Origin of the sequence: Streptomyces halobius, assembly GCF_023277745.1 — a bacterium.
Taxonomy (GTDB): domain Bacteria; phylum Actinomycetota; class Actinomycetes; order Streptomycetales; family Streptomycetaceae; genus Streptomyces; species Streptomyces halobius.
In genome coordinates, this window is sequence record NZ_CP086322.1 from 438,120 (window position 1) to 455,518 (window position 17,399).

The 17,399-nt window shown below is 70.2% G+C and carries 19 protein-coding genes and 3 pseudogenes; 9 read left to right on the forward strand and 13 right to left on the reverse strand.

Features of this window, described 5'->3' with window-relative positions; translation table 11 throughout:
• Nucleotides 1–20: 20 nt before the first annotated feature.
• Nucleotides 21–1,472: an ABC transporter ATP-binding protein gene (locus tag K9S39_RS01960; protein ID WP_248861580.1), complete on the forward strand. Its 1,452-nt coding sequence runs from the start codon at nt 21–23 to the stop codon at nt 1,470–1,472.
• A gap of 124 nt (nt 1,473–1,596) precedes the next feature.
• Here the strand turns inward: K9S39_RS01960 and K9S39_RS01965 are convergent, their stop codons facing one another.
• Nucleotides 1,597–2,013, reverse strand: coding sequence for an ArsR/SmtB family transcription factor (locus tag K9S39_RS01965; protein ID WP_248861581.1), 417 nt, complete (start codon nt 2,011–2,013; stop codon nt 1,597–1,599).
• A gap of 74 nt (nt 2,014–2,087) precedes the next feature.
• Nucleotides 2,088–2,672, reverse strand: coding sequence for a GNAT family N-acetyltransferase (locus tag K9S39_RS01970; protein ID WP_248861582.1), 585 nt, complete (start codon nt 2,670–2,672; stop codon nt 2,088–2,090).
• A 274-nt stretch (nt 2,673–2,946) separates the two neighbouring features.
• On the opposite strand from K9S39_RS01970, the gene K9S39_RS01975 reads away from it, so the two are divergent.
• Nucleotides 2,947–4,434, forward strand: a complete 1,488-nt coding sequence (locus tag K9S39_RS01975) for an ArnT family glycosyltransferase (RefSeq protein WP_248861583.1) — start codon at nt 2,947–2,949, stop codon at nt 4,432–4,434.
• On the opposite strand, the gene K9S39_RS01980 is transcribed toward K9S39_RS01975, so the two are convergent.
• Nucleotides 4,429–4,827, reverse strand: a complete 399-nt coding sequence (locus tag K9S39_RS01980; protein ID WP_248861584.1) for an ArsR/SmtB family transcription factor — start codon at nt 4,825–4,827, stop codon at nt 4,429–4,431. The two genes, K9S39_RS01975 and K9S39_RS01980, sit on opposite strands and share 6 nt — an antisense overlap.
• A gap of 147 nt (nt 4,828–4,974) precedes the next feature.
• On the opposite strand from K9S39_RS01980, the gene K9S39_RS01985 reads away from it, so the two are divergent.
• Both K9S39_RS01985 and K9S39_RS01990 read left to right on the forward strand, forming a co-directional pair.
• Entirely contained in the window at nt 4,975–6,963 is a 1,989-nt protein-coding gene (locus K9S39_RS01985; RefSeq protein WP_248868560.1) for a heavy metal translocating P-type ATPase, read from the forward strand.
• Nucleotides 6,964–7,119: 156 nt separating this feature from the next.
• The gene (locus tag K9S39_RS01990; RefSeq protein WP_248861585.1) at nt 7,120–8,328 is read left to right on the forward strand and encodes a GTP-binding protein; all 1,209 of its coding nucleotides are present in this window, start codon (nt 7,120–7,122) and stop codon (nt 8,326–8,328) included.
• 156 nt (nt 8,329–8,484) lie between these two features.
• On the opposite strand, the gene K9S39_RS01995 is transcribed toward K9S39_RS01990, so the two are convergent.
• Both K9S39_RS01995 and K9S39_RS02000 read right to left on the reverse strand, forming a co-directional pair.
• A complete protein-coding gene (locus K9S39_RS01995; protein ID WP_248861586.1) occupies nt 8,485–8,664 on the reverse strand; it encodes a 50S ribosomal protein L32 in 180 nt (59 codons plus the stop codon).
• 72 nt (nt 8,665–8,736) lie between these two features.
• Nucleotides 8,737–8,877 carry a hypothetical protein gene (locus K9S39_RS02000; RefSeq protein ID WP_248861587.1) on the reverse strand — a complete coding sequence of 47 codons (141 nt, stop codon included), beginning with the start codon at nt 8,875–8,877 and terminating at the stop codon, nt 8,737–8,739.
• A 168-nt stretch (nt 8,878–9,045) separates the two neighbouring features.
• On the opposite strand from K9S39_RS02000, the gene K9S39_RS02005 reads away from it, so the two are divergent.
• Nucleotides 9,046–9,222 (forward strand): hypothetical protein, encoded by a 177-nt coding sequence (locus tag K9S39_RS02005; RefSeq protein WP_248861588.1) that lies wholly within the window; start codon nt 9,046–9,048, stop codon nt 9,220–9,222.
• Between the two features lie 12 nt (nt 9,223–9,234).
• Here K9S39_RS02005 and K9S39_RS02010 read toward each other — a convergent pair whose 3' ends face one another.
• The 5 genes and pseudogenes from K9S39_RS02010 to K9S39_RS02030 form a co-directional block, all read right to left on the reverse strand.
• Nucleotides 9,235–9,579, reverse strand: coding sequence for an MmcQ/YjbR family DNA-binding protein (locus K9S39_RS02010; RefSeq protein ID WP_248868561.1), 345 nt, complete (start codon nt 9,577–9,579; stop codon nt 9,235–9,237).
• A 192-nt stretch (nt 9,580–9,771) separates the two neighbouring features.
• Entirely contained in the window at nt 9,772–10,227 is a 456-nt protein-coding gene (locus tag K9S39_RS02015) for a cyclic nucleotide-binding domain-containing protein (protein WP_248868562.1), read from the reverse strand.
• Between the two features lie 562 nt (nt 10,228–10,789).
• Entirely contained in the window at nt 10,790–11,176 is a 387-nt protein-coding gene (locus K9S39_RS02020) for a DUF2267 domain-containing protein (RefSeq protein WP_248861589.1), read from the reverse strand.
• A gap of 94 nt (nt 11,177–11,270) precedes the next feature.
• Nucleotides 11,271–11,689: pseudogene (locus tag K9S39_RS02025) on the reverse strand (CBS domain-containing protein).
• Between the two features lie 345 nt (nt 11,690–12,034).
• Entirely contained in the window at nt 12,035–12,715 is a 681-nt protein-coding gene (locus tag K9S39_RS02030; RefSeq protein ID WP_248861590.1) for a type III effector protein, read from the reverse strand.
• Between the two features lie 132 nt (nt 12,716–12,847).
• Here K9S39_RS02030 and K9S39_RS02035 point away from each other — a divergent pair, with 132 nt between their 5' ends.
• The 3 genes from K9S39_RS02035 to K9S39_RS02045 all read left to right on the forward strand — a co-directional run bounded on the left by K9S39_RS02035 (nt 12,848) and on the right by K9S39_RS02045 (nt 14,322).
• A complete protein-coding gene (locus K9S39_RS02035; RefSeq protein WP_248861591.1) occupies nt 12,848–13,282 on the forward strand; it encodes an Hsp20/alpha crystallin family protein in 435 nt (144 codons plus the stop codon).
• 94 nt (nt 13,283–13,376) lie between these two features.
• The gene (locus K9S39_RS02040) at nt 13,377–13,772 is read left to right on the forward strand and encodes a DUF2267 domain-containing protein (RefSeq protein ID WP_248861592.1); all 396 of its coding nucleotides are present in this window, start codon (nt 13,377–13,379) and stop codon (nt 13,770–13,772) included.
• 115 nt (nt 13,773–13,887) lie between these two features.
• On the forward strand, nt 13,888–14,322 hold the full coding sequence (locus tag K9S39_RS02045) for a DUF2267 domain-containing protein (protein WP_248861593.1): 435 nt from the start codon (nt 13,888–13,890) through the stop codon (nt 14,320–14,322).
• A gap of 215 nt (nt 14,323–14,537) precedes the next feature.
• Here the strand turns inward: K9S39_RS02045 and K9S39_RS02050 are convergent, their stop codons facing one another.
• The gene (locus K9S39_RS02050; protein WP_248861594.1) at nt 14,538–14,873 is read right to left on the reverse strand and encodes an STAS domain-containing protein; all 336 of its coding nucleotides are present in this window, start codon (nt 14,871–14,873) and stop codon (nt 14,538–14,540) included.
• Between the two features lie 299 nt (nt 14,874–15,172).
• Nucleotides 15,173–15,373: pseudogene (locus tag K9S39_RS02055) on the reverse strand (arsenic resistance protein); the annotation flags it as partial.
• Between the two features lie 2 nt (nt 15,374–15,375).
• Here K9S39_RS02055 and K9S39_RS02060 point away from each other — a divergent pair.
• A pseudogene (locus tag K9S39_RS02060) lies at nt 15,376–15,567 on the forward strand (IS5/IS1182 family transposase); the annotation flags it as partial.
• A gap of 919 nt (nt 15,568–16,486) precedes the next feature.
• Here the strand turns inward: K9S39_RS02060 and K9S39_RS02065 are convergent.
• Nucleotides 16,487–17,395 (reverse strand): SDR family oxidoreductase, encoded by a 909-nt coding sequence (locus K9S39_RS02065; RefSeq protein ID WP_248861595.1) that lies wholly within the window; start codon nt 17,393–17,395, stop codon nt 16,487–16,489.
• Between the last annotated feature and the right edge of the window lie 4 nt (nt 17,396–17,399).

The window sequence follows — 17,399 nt, forward strand, 5'->3', positions numbered from 1 at the left end:
CGTGACGCGATGGAGCCCCCATGATCCTCAGCACCCTCCGCAACCTGCGCACCGCCCTCACCCCCACCGCCGTCATGACGCCCACCACTGCCACCACGGCCACAACGGCCACGGCCACGGCCAGGGTGCCGCGCGCCGCCGACGGCGACGTCCTGCTCGAAACCGCCGGTCTGACCAAGAGCTACGCGGGCGCCGACGGCGAACTGCCCGTCCTCTCCGGTATCGACCTGCAGGTGCGCGCCGGCGAAGTCGTCGCGCTGCTCGGCAAGTCGGGCTCCGGCAAGTCCACCTTGCTGCGCTGCCTGGCGGGCCTCGTCCCGGCCAGCTCCGGCACCGTCACGTACCGGGGCGAGCCGCTGACCGGCGCAAACCCCGGCACCGCGATGGTCTTCCAGACCTTCGCGCTGCTGCCCTGGCTCACCGTCCAGCAAAACGTCGAACTCGGCCTGGAGGCCCGGGGCGTACCGGCCGACCGGCGCGCGGACGCCGCCGTGCAGGCCATCGACCTGATCGGCCTGGACGGCTTCGAGTCCGCGTACCCCAAGGAGCTCTCCGGCGGGATGCGTCAGCGCGTCGGCTTCGCCCGCGCGCTGGTGGTCGAACCGGATGTCCTGATGATGGACGAGCCCTTCTCCGCGCTCGACGTACTGACCGCCGAGAATCTGCGCGGCGAGCTCATGGAGCTGTGGGAGTCCGGCCAGTTCCCCACCCGCGCGATCGTGCTGGTCACCCACAACATAGAAGAGGCGGTGCTGATGGCCGACCGGATCGTGGTGCTCGGCTCGCGCCCGTACGGCACGATCCGCGAGACCTTCGAGGTCGGTCTCGATCGGCCGCGCGACCGCAACTCACCCGCCTTCGCGGACCTCATCGACCGCGTGTACCGGGTGATGACCGGCCGGCCCAAGGAGCTCCCCCACCCTTCCCTCCCGGGCCGTACCGAGGCAGTCGAACCCGACAAGCGCACCCCCGCCAACACCCCCCTGCCGCGCGCCGGCGTCGACGGGCTCTCCGGCCTCGCCGAGATGGTGGCCCACCGCGACGGCCGCTGCGATCTGGCCGACCTCGCCGACGACCTCGGCCTGGCGATCGACGACGTCCTTCCCTTGGTCGACGCCCTGGAACTGCTCGGCTTCGCCAGGGTCGGCGACAACGAGCTGCAGCTCACCGAGCGCGGCACCGCCTACGCGGGCGCCGATGTCCAGCGGTCCAAGACGATCTTCGCCGAGGCGGCCATGGAGGCACCCCTGGTCCGGCTGATCACCACCAGTCTGCGGCAGAACCCCGACGGCACCCTGCGCGCCGGCTTCTTCCGCGACCTGCTCGCCCACCACTTCACCAGCGAACAGGTCACCCGGCAGCTGGAAACCGCCACCGACTGGGGCCGCTACGCCGAGCTCTACGCATACGACGCCGGCCCGCAGGAGTACCAGCTCGACCACGACCAGGCCACCGGCGCGGCAGACGTATGAGGTCAGGTGAGAACCGTTCGCGACCGCCCTGCGGACTGTTCGGCGGATCAGGGGCTGAGGCCGTGGCCATGGCCTGTCCGATGGGTCACCGTCGCGGGCCCGGCCGTGCCCCATCGGACAGGCGCTAGTGCTCAACGACCGGCCGACGGGCGCGCACCGTCCGTGGCGCGCGCACCCTTTCCTCCTTCGCGACGGCCACAGGCTCGGCCGGTGCCTCGCTTTCCCCGGCGTCCTGCTGCGCGGGGGTGTTCGCCACCAGCGACGCTTCTTCCAGGAGACCCCGCACGCGCGCGCCCGCCCGGTAGTAGATGCGCGTTCCCTCCCGCCGGGACTCCACCAGTCCGGCCGCCCTTAGCTTCGCCAGATGCTGGGAGGTCGCGGCAACATGTGCGTCCAGCAGCTCGGCAAGCGCGCTCACCGGCAGCTCCTGCGTGCTCAGCGCCCACAGCAGGCGATAGCGCGACGGATCGGCCACCGCTTTGAGCACGGCGACCGCGCGATCGGCAGCGGCTGCATCCCACGACATAACTTGCGTCCCCATGCAAATATCCTACCGGGAACGGCGCCGCCCCGGTCCCGGTCCCGGCCCACGACAGGTCAGGGTCCGTCCCTTGATCACGATCCATCCCCCGGGCGCCCGAACGGTACCGGTCGCGGCGCACGGCCGGCGCCGGTCCCGTCAACGGGGCCGGGCGCCGACGGGATCGCGGTCGTGAGGCGGATCGCGTAGACCGTCGCCCGGGCGTCGGCGCGGCCCACCGCATGCGGGAACCCGAGGGCCGCCACCGCCCGCTGTACGGCGGCATCACCGTCGGCGGCGTACACCGACAGCGCCTCGCAGCCCGCCTCCACGGTCGTCCGGCACAGCGTGCGCAGCAGGACGGTCACCAGGCCACGGTCCTTCCAGGCGTCGGCGGCCAGCAGCACGGCGTCACTTCGCGGACCGTCCGCGACCAGCGCGCCCCAGCCGACCGGCCGCTTGGCGGCGGCCTCGGCGAGCAGGCTGTGCCCCGCCCGGGGGCCCAGCAGGCGGGACAGCTCGTCGCGGGCCGGGAAGCCGGTCAGCGCTGGTCGGGGGATGGGCACACACAGGGCGTGCAGGGCGGTGACCGCGGGCAGATCGCGTGCCGTCGCGGGGCGCAGGGTGACGGCCTCGCCGCCCGGAAGGGTGACGCGACGGCGGCGGGGGCGTGGTGGCACGGGCCAGCGCCTGCGCAGGGCCTGCCAGGCCGCAGCAGTGGTACGTCTGCGTTGACTCTCCGGCACATCACGAACAGTACACGAACCGCTACTTTCTGTAGAGGGGAGGGTGAGTGGGTGACCAGTGGGTGACCAGTCCACTCGCCCGGACGCTGCGCCAGATGGCCGTACGCCGGTGGAGGCCGGATCCATCGCGCCGCACTGTTGCGGGAGTAGCCGCACTGCTACGGGAGTGACGGCCGCGACCGCAGAGTGCCGACGGCGAGGAGCGAACATGGACCACGGCGTGGAGTTGCAGCCGCGGCCCGCGGACCACATACCGAGTGCGCGGCCGAGCCGGACGCCGCGCCGGGCGCTCCCCTGGCTGGCGGGTGTGGCGCTGGCCTTCGTCGCGGTGCAGCTCGTGCTGGTGGTGCCGGGGTCCGGTCTGGGCTGGGACGAGATCGTCTATGTGAGTCAGGTCCAGCCCGGGACACCCACGGCGTTCTTCTCCGCGCCCCGGGCGCGTGGGATCTCCTACCTCGTGGCTCCGGTTGCCGCGCTGACCGCCTCCACGACCGCGCTCCGGGTGTATCTCGCCGTCCTGTCCGGCCTCGGTCTCTTTCTCGCCCTGTGGGTGTGGCGGCGGCTCGTCCCGCCCCCTGTTCTCGGCTGCGCGGGACTGCTGTTCGCCAGTTTGTGGGTGACCCTGTTCTACGGGCCGCGCGCCATGCCCAATCTGTGGTGTGCGCTGGGGGCGCTGGCCGCGACGGGCTGGTTTCTGCGCGCGGCGAGGGCGCGGGCGGACCGCGCGGCGCTCGTCGGGGTGGGGGCGGCGCTGGCGTTCGTGACGGTCCTGCGGCCGACCGACGGCGTCGGGCTCGCGGCCCCGTTGCTGGTGGCCGCCGTCGTGGTGCGGCCGTGGCGGCGCTTCGCCCTGCCTGCCGTGCTGGTGGCGGGAATCGTGGTGGGCGCGGCGCCCTGGGTCGTCGAGGCTTATCTCTCGTACGGCGGGCTGACGGCCCGAATGGACCGGGCCAGTGAGATCCAGGGCGGCATGGGCTGGCATATCGCCGTGGATGACCAGGTCCGCAGTCTGGGCGGGCGGACGCTGTGCCGTCCGTGCGGCGGCGAGTGGACGCACCCATGGACTGCGGTGTGGTGGTTCGCGCTGCCCGTCCTGGCCGCGTGCGGCGTCGCCTGCGCCAGAATCGCGCGCCGGGGCTCCATCGCGCTGCTGGCCGTGGCGGCCGCGGTCACCCTGGCGTGGCCGTACCTCTTCTCCATCGACTACGCGGCACCGCGCTTTCTGCTGCCGGCCTATGCGCTGCTGGCCCTGCCCGTGGCGGAGTGCGTGGTGTGGTGTTTCACCCGCGTGCGCCCGGCCCCGCGCACCGTGGCCGGCGCCGCGATGGCGCTGGGCCTGGTCGGCCACCTGGCGGTGCAGTTCGCGGTGTTGACCCAGGTGGACGGCCGCAGCCGGGCCCGGCACCAGGATCTGACGGCGATCGGCGCCCAGCTGGAGCGCCAGGGCGTGCGTCCGCCCTGCGTCGTCACCGGTGAGCAGGCCATCCCCGTCGCGTACTACACGGGATGTACCTCACGCCAGCTCGACGGCCACGACGAGAGCATCACCCAGCGGCAGTTGCTCGGTCTGGGCCGGCGGATGCCGCTGGTGGTCATCACGAAGAGCACACAGGCTCCGCCGTCGTTCGCCCGCGACTGGCACCCGTCCGGGATACCGGACGGCTACCTCGCGTGGATCTCTCCCCGGCCGTCATGAGCGCTGTGCTCGGTCAACGGCCGTCGTCGGCGCGGCCGGTGTGTCGGTGAGGCCGAGTTGCAGGTGTTCGACGTGGTAGAGCGCCTGGTCGAGGAGTTCGGCGACATGGTTGTCGTGCAGGGCGTAGACCACCGAGCGGCCGTGCCGCTCGCCGACGACGAGGCCGAGGTTGCGCAGCAGTCGCAGCTGGTGGGAGCAGGCGGACTGTTCCATGCCGACTTCGGCGGCCAGCTCGGTGGCCGGCAGCGGGCCCTCGCGCAGCCTGGCCAGGATCAGCAGCCGGGACGGCGTGGCAAGGGCCTGGAGCGTGGTGGCGACCCTCGCGGCACTGGCCGGATCGAGGCGCTTGCGCGGGACGGCGTTCTCGGCGGGGGTGACGACTCCATGGCCCATGGCCGTATCCTACTGACCGCATGATGGCATGAAGGAATGTTCATTCGTTCCTCTATAGTGGAGGGGTTGCACCCGTTCCGCCCCTGGCTGCGAGGGATCGCCACACCATGCCTGCCACACTGACCGCCCCTCCGGCCCCCGGTCGACATCCGGAAAACCACGGCGCCCCGGCGCCGCACCCGGGTGTTCACACTGCCGGAGGCCCGCTGGGCCACGGCCGCCCTGGCGCTGTTCCTGATGGCGCTGCCCCTGCAGTTGCTCGGGGCCGACGCATGGACCTGGGTGCCGCTCTACGCACTCACCTACGCCACCGGCGGCTGGGAACCCGGCTGGGCCGGTCTCAAGGCCCTGCGGGAGAAGACGCTGGATGTGGACCTGCTGATGATCGTCGCGGCCCTCGGGGCGGCGGCGATCGGCCAGGTCATGGACGGCGCACTGCTGATCGTCATCTTCGCGAGCTCCGGTGCCCTGGAGGCCCTCGCGACCGCACGTACCGCCGACTCGGTGCGCGGCCTGCTCGACCTGGCCCCGGCCACCGCCACCCGGATCACCGACGGCGGCATGGAGGAAACCGTGCCCGCCGAGGCGCTGACGATCGGCGACACCGTGGTGATCCGGCCCGGCGAGCGGGTGGGCGCCGACGGCCGGGTGCTGGACGGGGCGAGCGAGGTCGACCAGGCGACGATCACCGGCGAACCCCTGCCGGTGACGAAGGAGACCGGGGACGAGGTGTTCGCGGGCACCGTCAACGGCACCGGCGCCCTGCGGGTGCGTGTGGAGCGGGACGCGGCGGATTCGGTGATCGCCCGCATCGTGGCCATGGTCGAGGAAGCCTCCCGCACCAAGGCACCCACCCAGCTGTTCATCGAGAAGGTCGAACAGACCTATAGCGTCGGCATGGTCGCGGCCACCCTCGCACTGTTCGTCCTGCCGCTGGCCTTCGGCGCCGATCTGCGGCCCACCCTGCTGCGCGCGATGACCTTCATGATCGTCGCCTCGCCGTGCGCGGTGGTACTGGCCACCATGCCGCCGCTGCTGTCCGCGATCGCCAACGCCGGCCGCCACGGCGTGCTGGTCAAGTCCGCCGTCGTCATGGAGCGCCTCGGCCAGGTCGACGCCGTCGCCCTCGACAAGACCGGCACCCTCACCGCGGGCATCCCCCACGTCACGGATATCCAGCCCCTGGCCGGCAGCAGGCTGCACGAGGACACCCTGCTGGCCCTCGCGGCGGCCGCCGAGCACCCCAGCGAGCACCCGCTCGGCCGCGCCGTCGTCGACGCCGCCCGCCTCCGCGACCTGGACATCCCCACCGCGACGGACTTCACCGCCGCCCCGGGCCTGGGCGTCAGCGCCACCATTGACGGGACGAGGATCGCGGTCGGCAGCCCGGCCCGGCTGCTGGACGGCCTGACCGGGCAGCTCACCGAGGGCGCCGAGGCGGCCGCCGTCCTGGAGAGCGCGGGACGCACCGCGGTTCTGGTCACCGTGGACGGCACCCCGGTGGGCGTTCTCGGCATCGCCGACCGTGTGCGCCCCGACGCCGTCGGCACCGTCCGTGGCCTGGCCGCCCTGACCGGCCGCCCGCCGGTCCTGGTCACCGGCGACAACCCCCGCGCCGCCGCCCAACTGGCCGCCGTAGTAGGCATCTCCGACGTCCGAGCGGGACTTCTTCCCCCGGACAAGGTCACCGCGGTACGGGAGTGGGAGTCCACGGGCCGGAAGGTCATGGTGGTCGGTGACGGAGTCAACGACGCCCCCGCGCTGGCCGCCGCCCATACCGGCATCGCCATGGGCCGCGTCGGCTCCGACCTCGCCCTGGAGACCGCCGACATGGTCGTGGTACGCGACGAACTGGCCGCGATCCCCACCGTCATGGCGCTCTCCCGCCGGTCCCGCAAGCTGGTGACGCAGAACCTGGTCATCGCCGGGGTGTTCATCACCGGACTGGCCATCTGGGATCTGGCCGGGCACCTGCCGCTGCCGCTGGGAGTCGCCGGACACGAGGGCTCCACCATTCTCGTCGGCCTCAACGGCCTCCGTCTGCTGCGGGACGCCGCCTGGCGCCGTGCCGCGGCGTCCTGCGGGGACGACAGGGATGCCGACAAGGTGACGGCGGGTGAGGCATCGCAGCCGTAACGCCGCGGCTGCCGGGCAGACGGCCGACCCCGGACATGATATAAAAATGGAAACCATTTCCAACAATGCCGGAGTGTCCATGAACCGAACCCCACCACGCCGCTCAAGCCGTCCGCCCGCTCACCTCAACTGATGCCTCAACCGATGGAAAACCGTGTGCCCAAGAGCCTGTTGAGTGTGGTGGCCGGCAACACCCCGGACGTGCGGGGCAAGGCGGTCGACCATCTGCTGCGCCGCTCGCCCCACGCCGTGGTACTGGCCGTGTCGATCCAGGGCCGGGACGGCGGGTATCCGTTCGTGCAGCGCTTTGTCTCCGGTGTCGATGCCGGGCCGAGGGGGTCCGTTGTGCGGGGCACCACCGGCGACCCGGTGGTCGTCCTCCGCCAGGACCTGCTCACCCTCCGACGCGGCGCACGCCCGCCCCATGTCGTCCTCACCCTCCCGGAAGAGCTCGATGTGCTGCCTTTTCTGGTGGAGTTGTGGCGTCCGCGCATCGGAGCGAGTGCGCTGGGAGACCATTACGATCCGGCGCCGCTCATGGTCGCCCTCGATCCGGCGTCATTCCTGGCCGACATCGGGTGTGTGCACCGCGCCGTCGCCTTGTGGAACGGCATCGACCGCACTGCCCCCTTGACCCCCGCAGAGGTCGCCGCCCGTCAGGTGGAGGCCGCAGATGTGCTGATCGTGCCCGGCGCAGGGCCTTCGGACGAGCGGTGGGATCCTTCGGACGAACGGCGGGCGGGCGGAGTCGCCGCGCTGGCAGGGCACTTGAACCCGTCGGCCACACTCCTGCCGCACGCCGCGCACGAATCCGGCACCGGTGCAACCGGGCCGGCCGCCCTCACCCGGCCCGCGCCGCGGGGAACCATCGAGGAATGGCGGGCGAGACTGGAGCCGGTGACCGTACGCCGCCCTCGCCGTGGCATCGAGCGGAGCGTGGAGTCGGTGCTGTGGCGGGCCCGGCGTCCACTGCATCCAGCGCGGCTGGCGGACGCCCTCGCCGACGTGATGTCCGGTGTGGTGCGCAGCCGTGGACACCTGTGGCTGTCCAGCCGCCCCGGGTCGGTGGTGACCTGGCGCTCGGCCGGTCCCCACCTGGAACTCCGGGAAACGGACCGCTGGCTGGAGCTCGGCGATGAGCACGCCTGGCGGAGCGCCTCCCCGCAACGACGCACGATGGCCTCATGGTTCTGGCACGACTACTACGGCGAACGCCGCAACGAGATCGTCTTCACCGGCATCGACCTCGACCGCGACCGGCTGCGCTCGGCCCTTGATGCGGCCCTGCTCAACGATGCGGAACTCTCTCTCGGCCCCGATGGATGGGCCGGTATCCCGGACCCCTTGCTCGCCGATCCCTCCTGACCCTGCGGGGCAGGCAGTTGACGGAGCTGGAGCCCGCATCCTCGGGTGGGCGTGGCTCGTGATCGCAACGCGCCGACTGCATCAGGCCGTTGGAGGCGAGCGGACGTACCGGGTTGGGCAGTGCCGTGGCTGCGACCACCGCCCAACCCGGAGTCTTCAGGACCCGGAGTCCTCAGGGCGGGGCAGGGCGCGCTCATACGCCGCGGCCACCCGCCGGGGCACCGAGTAGGCGGAACCGTCGACGGTGACCGGCCTGAGCCGTGGCGTGGTGGCCTGCCACTCGCCGCGGCGATGACGGGTGTTGCTGCGGGATATCTTCCGCTTGCGAACGGCCATGGCAATCTCCTGGGTTGGAACGCCGTAAACGCTACATGAAAATGGATCCCAATAACAAGGAGGGGTGGGCGCTCAGGCCAGCGACAGGAGGATCCGGAAGGTCGCCCCCGCCCCGGTCCCGTCCCCGACCCCTGTCACCCGCTCCGGCTCCGCTTCCGCCCCCTCCCCCGCCGCGGCTCCCCCTCCGGGGCCGCCAGCGGCGGTATCGGTCACGGCACATCCCTGGCGGACCAACCCCAAAATCCGTGAGAGCGGACCGGCGGAGCCCGAGAACCGCACCGCGGCGCCCCAAATGTTCACATCCGGCCCTTAGACTTGCGGAATTCTTCCACTCGATAGTTGATGTGAGTGCCAGGTCCGGTCGACGTGCGGAGGTGCGGGGTGGGCGGGTTCGCCGAGACGATACGGGAGCGGGTACGGGTGGCACGCGCCGCGGTGGCGGCGGCGAGCGAGGCCGACGACGCGTACGAAGTGGCCGTGGCCCAAGACGAGTTGGACGAAATGGTGCGGCTGGCGCGGATCAACGGCGTGGACCCGAACCGTGCCGATGGCGGGTGAGCGCCAGGCCGCTCAGTCCGTCCCGGGAAAGGCGTTCAGCAGCCGCGGCGGAGCCGCCTGCTTCCAGGAGTCCACGAGGATGTCCCGCAGCTCGTCCATGTCCTCCAGCGCGGCCAGCCGCACCCGCACCCAGTGGGAACTCGCCTCATGCGGCGGCACCCAGAACTTCTCCGGTTCCGCCGCGATCAGCTCCTTCCGCTCGTGGATCGGGCACCGCACCGCGAACGAGGTCTCATCGTCGGGAACCGTGATGAACATCTTCCCCGCGCCCCGGAAGGTGGGCATGCCCCAGGCGATCTTCTCCACCGTCTCCGGCAGGGACAGTGCGATACGCCGGACGTCATCGGAATCGGCCATGGTCATGGGCCCTACATTAAGCATCCCCACGGACGTGTACGAACATCATGTGCGAGGGATCGGCATCCGTCTTGTGTGCGCATGCGGAGTTGTCGACACGCTCTACGCCACAACACACGCGACAAGACATGCGTGAACTACCACCGGAGATGCATCAATGACCGGATATCCATGAGTAACTGCCGCTGACTACTAAGGCATTGCGGTCCGGTGCGTCGCCATATGGTCGATCAGTTTGGTGCGGGTCGCCACGAGGCGATGGGCGAGGATTTCGGTGATGGTGCGCACCAGCTCAAGGCCCAGGGCCGGTTCCGCCTCGCAGAGCGCCCGTACCGCGGCTCCCTCGAACTCGTAGGCGCGTACCGGGCTGAACGCCTCCGCCCCGAAATCCCACTTGTAGGGCGGGAACAGCCATGACCAGCCGAGCAGGTCGCCGGGCCCGAGCGTCGCCACGGCCACCCGGCGTCGGCCGGGCACCTGCAGGTCGAGCGAGACCGATCCCGAGCGCAGCACCCAGAAACGGTCGGCGGTGGCCCCTTCCTCGAAGATCCGTGCGTCCTGGTCGAAGCCGACCTGGTGGGCCAGCGTCATCAGTCGGTCACGGTGTGCTGCCGGAAGCGCGACCAGCAGGCGCGTCGCGTTGGTCATGACTGGGCCCCTCCTCGCCGACGGCAGGAAAGCCATGCCGGGCTGCCGGGTATCTGCGGCCACCCGTCCTTCCCGCTTCTCATTGAAACCGCGTTCGGCCGGTGCGGCACCCCGGAGCGCGGGATGCCGGGACTCCGGTCGGGCATCATGCCGTGCGGCACGGACGCCGCTCAGGTCATCCGTCAGCTTGGGCATCTCCCCCTTCGCCGTCGTGATGTCGATCACGGAGAATGCCGCCCCCTGCGGATCGCTCAGCGCCACGAACCGGCCGAACGGGGTGTCCGTCGGCCCGAAATGCAGCCGCCCGCCGCGCTCGGTCGCCTTGGCCGACCAGACGAATGGGCTATGGCCGCCCTGCGCGTCGTTCCAGGGGTGGTAGTGATCGGAGACCCACAACTCCCGGAAGCCGGCCTGCGCCATGCGACACCGCGCCACCGGTCTGACCGAGAACTCGGTGGTCCCGTGCGACGCCGCCGAGCTGTGTAGCATCCCCGCGCCGCGCCATCGCCCACAGACCAAGGAGCTCCAGGCGCGGCCCGGGGGCGGGCCGCGCCTGGTCCGCTCAGCGGCTGAGCCCCGGCCTGCCGAAGAGAGTGGCGTAGCCCGAGGGCAGCTGACCGAGGATCTGATTCAGCTCTCCGCCGGAGACGGCATCGGCGACGGTGGCCAGCACCGCACTGGCGTCCCACTCGGCGGTGCGAGCATGTGCGCCGGTGCGCTCGGCCACCCGGCGCAGGAACTCTTCCCGGCCGTAACCTTCCGGCTCCCCGTTGCTGCGCAGGGCCCGGTCCAGTGGTGGAGGCAGTTGCGTGGCCAGGTTCTTGGCCTCGCCCGGGGGGATGCGGTCGGCCGGCACCCGGAGTACGGCTGCGGTGATCTTCCTGGCCTCCTCCTGGTCTTCGTACTCGCCGCGCTCACGCACCATGGCCAGGAACTCGTCGAACTTCATTGGTCGTGTACCCCTGTCCGTCTCGGAAGGTCCGGCTACCGACAGGAGGCTGCATTCCTGAAGCTCCTCTCGCTTCAGGGCCTCTGAGTACGGGTCATTGCTGGGGTTCTGCGGCGCTGGTGTCGCCGAGGACCGAGTCGGGGTCCCGTTCAACGGCCATGTCGCCGAGGGAGACGACGCCCACGGGCCGGTTCTCCTCCACCACGGGAAGTCGGCGCACCGCATGTTCGCGCATCAACTGGACAGCCTGATCGACCTCGTCGTCGGGGGAGAGTGTCACCAGTTCCTCGCTGCATGCCTGGTGAACGCTCGTATCGCTCAGGTCGCCGTTGCCGGCCAGCAACCGTACGACCAGGTCGCGGTCGGTGACCAAGCCCCTCAGCTGGTCGCCGTCGGTGACAAGAACGGTACCGATGTCTTCCTCGCGCATCCGGCGGGCAACCTCCACCACTGGGGTCTTCGGCTGCACTGTGACGGGGGGCTCGTCATGACGTCTCGGACTCGCTGGGCCATGGATCACTCCCTGGTGGGCTGCTGGTGAGGCGTTTACTCGGGCAGCAGTACTGATGCCGTCCTGCGCTGCATGTACCCGATGCGGCTCGGAAGCTGGATCAGTGGAGGTTTTTGCACTCGTGCACCGGAAATCTGCGCCGCATGCCTGGCTATAGCCAGATGGAGGGCATCTCGTGACTCTGCTGGCTGGGCTGCGTTGGTGCGGCAGTGCAGGTGGTATCCGTTCTGCATCGTGAGTTCGTCGAGGTGTTCACCGGACTTCGCCCGCGGCGGTTCCAACGTCTCGTGAAGGCGTCCACCGGGCTGGTGGGCGGGCCCTCCCCCCACGTCCCGAAGTTGCGGAGATCACACTCGGTTCCGGCGCTGGTCGCCGCTGTGCCGGCGGAGTCGGTCGGTGTGGTGGGCGACGTCATCGACGCGCGCCGCGAGACCTGGGTGGTGGGACGCCAGGTACGCGTGCGTGTCCGTCAGGGGGCCGACGAGGGCGGCCGCGTCGTTTGCGGCGAGGGCGGTGGTGAGCTCGGCGAGAGGGGTGCGGGCGGCGGCGGGGAGGTCGGTGAGCGCGGTGATCTGACCGGCGAGTTGGCGCAGGTCCGCGGCGTTGCCGCGGGCCCAGGCGTCGACGGTGCGGTTGGCGGCGCGGCGGTCGCGGGTGGCCCGTACCCGCTGCTCGCCCGTGGACCCCGGGTTTCCGGGGCGTACGCGCAGGTAACGGCGCTCGGCGGCCTGGCGGCTGGAGACGCCGAGGGGGTGGGCGAGGTCGGCCCAGCTGGCGCCCGCCTCCCGGGCCGCTTCGATCAGGGCCGGTTCCCACTCGGCGAGCTGATCGCGCGCTTCGCGGAGCAGCAGGAGCGTGGCGAGTGCCTGCTCCGAGCCGGCCTGGCCGGGCTCGGGGCGCTCCCCGTCCCGCGATGTCCGGGCGGTGCGCAGGGCTCCGTGGATCGTGTCCAGCGCCGCGGCGGCGGCGAGCAACGACGTGGGGGTGAGACCGCGTGCGCGGGGGGTGGGCTGATCGTCAACGGTCATGGAGCCTCCAACAAGTTTCGTCGTCATCTCGACGACTATCTACTTGTCATCGCTTGGATGACATGTTACAACCATGCCAGGTGAAGCGCATTGGCAGCAAAGTGCCTGATCTGAATGTTGGAGGTGTTCACGATGTTGATGCGCACCGACCCGTTCCGTGAGCTTGATCGACTCGCCCAGCAGGTTCTGAACGCGACCGGCACCTGGTCGCAGCCGTCGGCGATGCCGATGGACGCCTACCGTGAGGGCGATGAGTACGTGATCGCCCTCGATCTGCCCGGAGTTTCCACGGACGCGATCGACATCGACGTCGAGCGGAACATGCTGACCGTCAAGGCCGAGCGGCGGCCCGTCACCAAGGCGGACGACGTGCAGATGGAGCTCTCCGAGCGGCCTCTGGGCGTCTTCTCCCGCCAGGTCATGCTGGCCGACACCCTGGACACCGAGCACATCAAGGCGGACTACGACGCGGGTGTGCTGACCCTGCGTATCCCGATCGCCGAGCGCGCCAAGCCCCGCAAGATCGCCATCGGTGGCGGCTCCGCGCACAAGGAGATCAGCGGCTGAGTCCCCCTACCAGCCGTGCCGGAGACGGGGAGACGGCCTCCCTTCCGGCCGCCCCCGTCCTCCGCTCGCTTGCCACACACGCAAGAGGGCACAGATGACCATGCGATGGGAGGCGTTCCTCGACCAGGTCAAGGAACGCGGCGAGTACGAGACCACCGAAGAAGCCGAGCGGGCAACCCGCACGGTGCTGGCACTGCTGGGTGCGCACCTGGTGGGCGACGTACGGGCGGAACTGGCCGCCCGGCTGCCGGAGAACATGGCACTCATCCTGCTCAATCCGCTCCAGGCGCACGAGCCGCTCTCCCCCGAGCGGTTCGTACGGGCCACCGCGGCATGGATCGAGGGAGCCACGGAACAGACCGCGGCCTGGGACGTGGGCGCTGTGCTCAGCGTGGCCGCGGACGCCGCGGGCGAAGAGCTCACCAGCCGGGTCCTGCTCCAGCTCCCGGCGGGCTACGACCTGCTGTTCGGCCACCCCCAGCGCGTATAGCCCAGGAGACAGCGACACCCCTTCCTCTGCTCCAAGCGACACCGGTGGCCGACGGGCGAGCCCCCGGCCACCGGTGTCGCGACGACCTCAGACGAGAAAGGCAACCGTGATACCGATGATTCCCCAGCAGGAGCCATGCCGGCCCGCCGTGGGCATGACGTTCGAGCAGATGCTGGAAAGAGTGCGGTACGAAGGCGCGTACCCCACCCGCGCACGGGCCGAGGAATCCGTGCACGCCGTGTTGGGCGCCCTCGGACGCCAGCTCACGGGCGATGAGCGCGTGGAACTCGCGGCCAGGCTGCCGTACGAGGCCGCCGTCACCTTCACATCCGGGATCCCCGCCACCGAACCCCTCACCGGCTGGGGCTTCGTCAAAGACCTGGCGTCCCGCACTGGCGGCACGGCGGCCACCACCCGCTGGGACACCGGTACTGTTTTGCGTTCCGTGGCCCAGCTCGCCGGCGAGGAGCTCCTCACCCGCATCCTCGCCCGACTCCCCTCCGGCTACGCACTGCTCTTCGGCCGCGCCGAGCTCACCCAGGCGGCCTGACGTACCGGGAGGCGGCAGGGGCTTAGTCGGTGCAGTCTTCGAGGACTCGTAGCTCTCAGCGCGCCGGTCGCAAGGCCCCTTTGGCTTGACGTTCGGCAGCGCATCGGCCGCCGCCACGGCGTCTGGCGTGATGTCGTGCTGGTCGAGCGCGCAGCCCCGCCGTCATCTGCCCAAGCCTCCACAGCGACGGCGGCACGCGTGCGCATACCGGTCGGCTATTCCTCGAACGTCACGACTGCGTCGACGCCGGCGTGCCGCAGGGTTCGCTGGACGCTGCGGCGGGCGCCGCGGACGGTGACGGCGGGGGTTTCCGGCAGGCTCGTCGCCGCCCGGAGCACGGCATAGGCGCACGCGAGATCTATCCGCTCAACGGCGCGCATCTCCAACACCCACGCCCCGGCCCGCCGCAGCCGCGGGTCGAGGAGCAGTTCCTCCAGCTCGCGCAGCGCGTGTGCGTCCAGGACGCCCGAGAAAGCGAGGACCGCACGCTGCCCGTCGGTCGTGTCGACTGCCAGCGCGTACTGCGACGCGTCGGGGCGGGAATCTGCCACGGCTACCTCCTCCTCAGCATCAAGCCATACGGCGGGCGATCTATTCCCTCAGCGCCGACGTTCCCGTGCTCGGCCCCGATGAACAGCCCAGCGCAGCGTCAACCGCCCGTGCTGGCCTAATGCCCCTCTGACGCCGTCGGGCCATGGGCGGTCGGCGCTGCGGCGCCCCGTCGTTCACTGTCTGCAGAGGAGTTCCGGACTTGGTGGGCTGCACGAGGTCCACGCCGGGACGGCGCAGATGGTAGCCGGGGCGAGCCCTGCTTGGCCGCCGCCGACCACCACCACGTCCGTGTGTGACGTCATGAACTCGGCCGTGCGGCCCCGAAGTTCTTGCGCCAGGCCGGCGACACGTACACCAGGGCGATCAGGACCGGGACCTCGATCAGGGGCCCGACGACGCCCGAGAGCGCCTGGCCGGGGGCGACGCCGAAGGTGGCGGTGGCGACGGCGACGGCCAGATCGAAGGTGTTGCCCGCCGCCGTGAACGCCAGCGTCGTGGTTGAGCGTGAAGACCTCCACGAACGTGCCTGTGACCAGCCAGGGAACGGATGCCGGCAAGAAGATCGTGGGTCGGAAAAGGGACATCCGGACTGACACGACCGGTCTGATCCTCGCCGTGACCGTCACCGAGCATCTCCCGAACGCCCTGGGGATACGCCTCCTCGACCAGGCCAAAAGCACCTACCCGACCATCTCCCTCTTCGAACACGTCGGGGTGGAAACGGATGGCGGCCATGATACCGCCGAGGGTGCACGGAGTGGGGGGGCGTTGTCATAGCCCGCAAGATCGGCGTACCGGGATATCGCGATCGGAGCGATCGCCGGACAGGAGACGCCACTGTACGACTGGGAACACTCGGTCATCCTGATCGGCGACGGCCTTGCCACCGTCCTCACCGCACCATGCCGCCCTCCGCCACCTGCACGGCCAGAGCCCGACCCGCCTGAAAACGGCCGCACCCGTCTGCGCACCGCAGGTCGCCGCCCTGCTGCGCCAGGGCGCAGAAGACGTCAGCTGCCTACAGCAGCCAACCTCCTCCGCTCCGTCGGAGACTGGTACGAAAACTTCGACCAGGTCCCCGACGAGGAAGCCATCGCCCCCCTGCGGCCGACAGGGCAGTGCCCTCATGGCCGGAACGATGATCGCGACCCACCGACAGCCCGCCCTGCCCAAGGACCTGCACCGTAGTTGTCAGTCATGGCGCGACCCCACACCGTTGTCGGGCCGTAGTACTCCACAGCGCGCCGCCACGGGTGCAACCCTGGAAGAGAGACCCAGCGACGGCTCCTGGAACCGTGACCGCCGCTGGGTCTCATCCAGTCACGAGCTGAGATCTTTAGGCCCTCACCTGCGGATTCGGCATGCGCCCGGGAGACTCCGCAGGCGAGGGCCCAACGGCGGCAATGGAGGAGACGGCACGCAGCCAGGCTCTGGAGCCGACGTACAAGGAACTTCCCGACTCCCGGGACAGCGACACTCGCCCGCCGGCTGCGAAGACGGAAGTACACAACAAGACTCACCGCGGCTCCTGGAGCCGTAGCCGCTGGGTCTCACCTTGCGACACCGTTCACCGCCACCGTGTCGGGGTCGGTGGGCGGCGTAGCGCGCCTGCTCAGGGCAAAGGGGTTCCACCGGTGGCGTTGACGATCTCGGCGGTGATGTAGCCGGCCTGCGGGGAGGCGAGAAAGACGTAGGCGGGTGCCATTTCCGCGGGCTGCGCGGGGCGTCCCAAAGGGGATTGCTTACCGAAGGTGGTGGTGTCCGGCAGCGTTGCCGGAATCAGGGGCGTCCAGACCGGGCCGGGGGCGACTGCGTTGACCCGGATGCCGTCGGAAGCCAGCATCTGCGCCAGTCCCTGGGTGAAGGTGACGATGGCTCCCTTTGTCGTCGCGTAGTCGAGCAGGTGTGAGCCGGCCTTGTATGCCTGCACAGAAGTGGAATTGATGATGGATCCGCCTTCGGGAATGTGCGGCAGCGCCATCTTGCAAAGCCAGAACATGGCGTACAGGTTGGTGCGCATCACCCTGTCGAACTGTTCGGTGGTGATGTCCTGGATTCCGTCCGGCTGCGACATCTGATAGGCCGCGTTGTTCACCAGGATGTCGATCCGGCCGAACTCCTTCACAGCGCGTTCGATCAGCAGTCGGCAGTGTTTTTCCTCGCGTATGTCGCAGGCCATCGGCACGGCTGTGCGCCCCGATTCGGTGACCAGCCGGGTGGTCTCCTCCGCATCCTTCTCTTCCGCGGGCAGGAATGTGAACAGCACATCCGCGCCCTCCCGCGCGAATGCCAGCGCGACGGCCCGGCCGATGCCGGAGTCGCCTCCGGTTATCAGTGTCTTTCGCTCTTCGAGGAGACCGCTGCCGCGATAGGACTCCTCGCCGTGATCGGGGGGAGGGGCCATCGGCCCTGTCCACCCAGGGTGTGCCTGGTCCTGTTGCGGAAACTCGGGCTGTGGGTGCTGGGTGAGGGGGTTGCTCGGGGCCGCGTTCTCATCTGCCTTGTCGGGCTCGTCTGCCATGTCG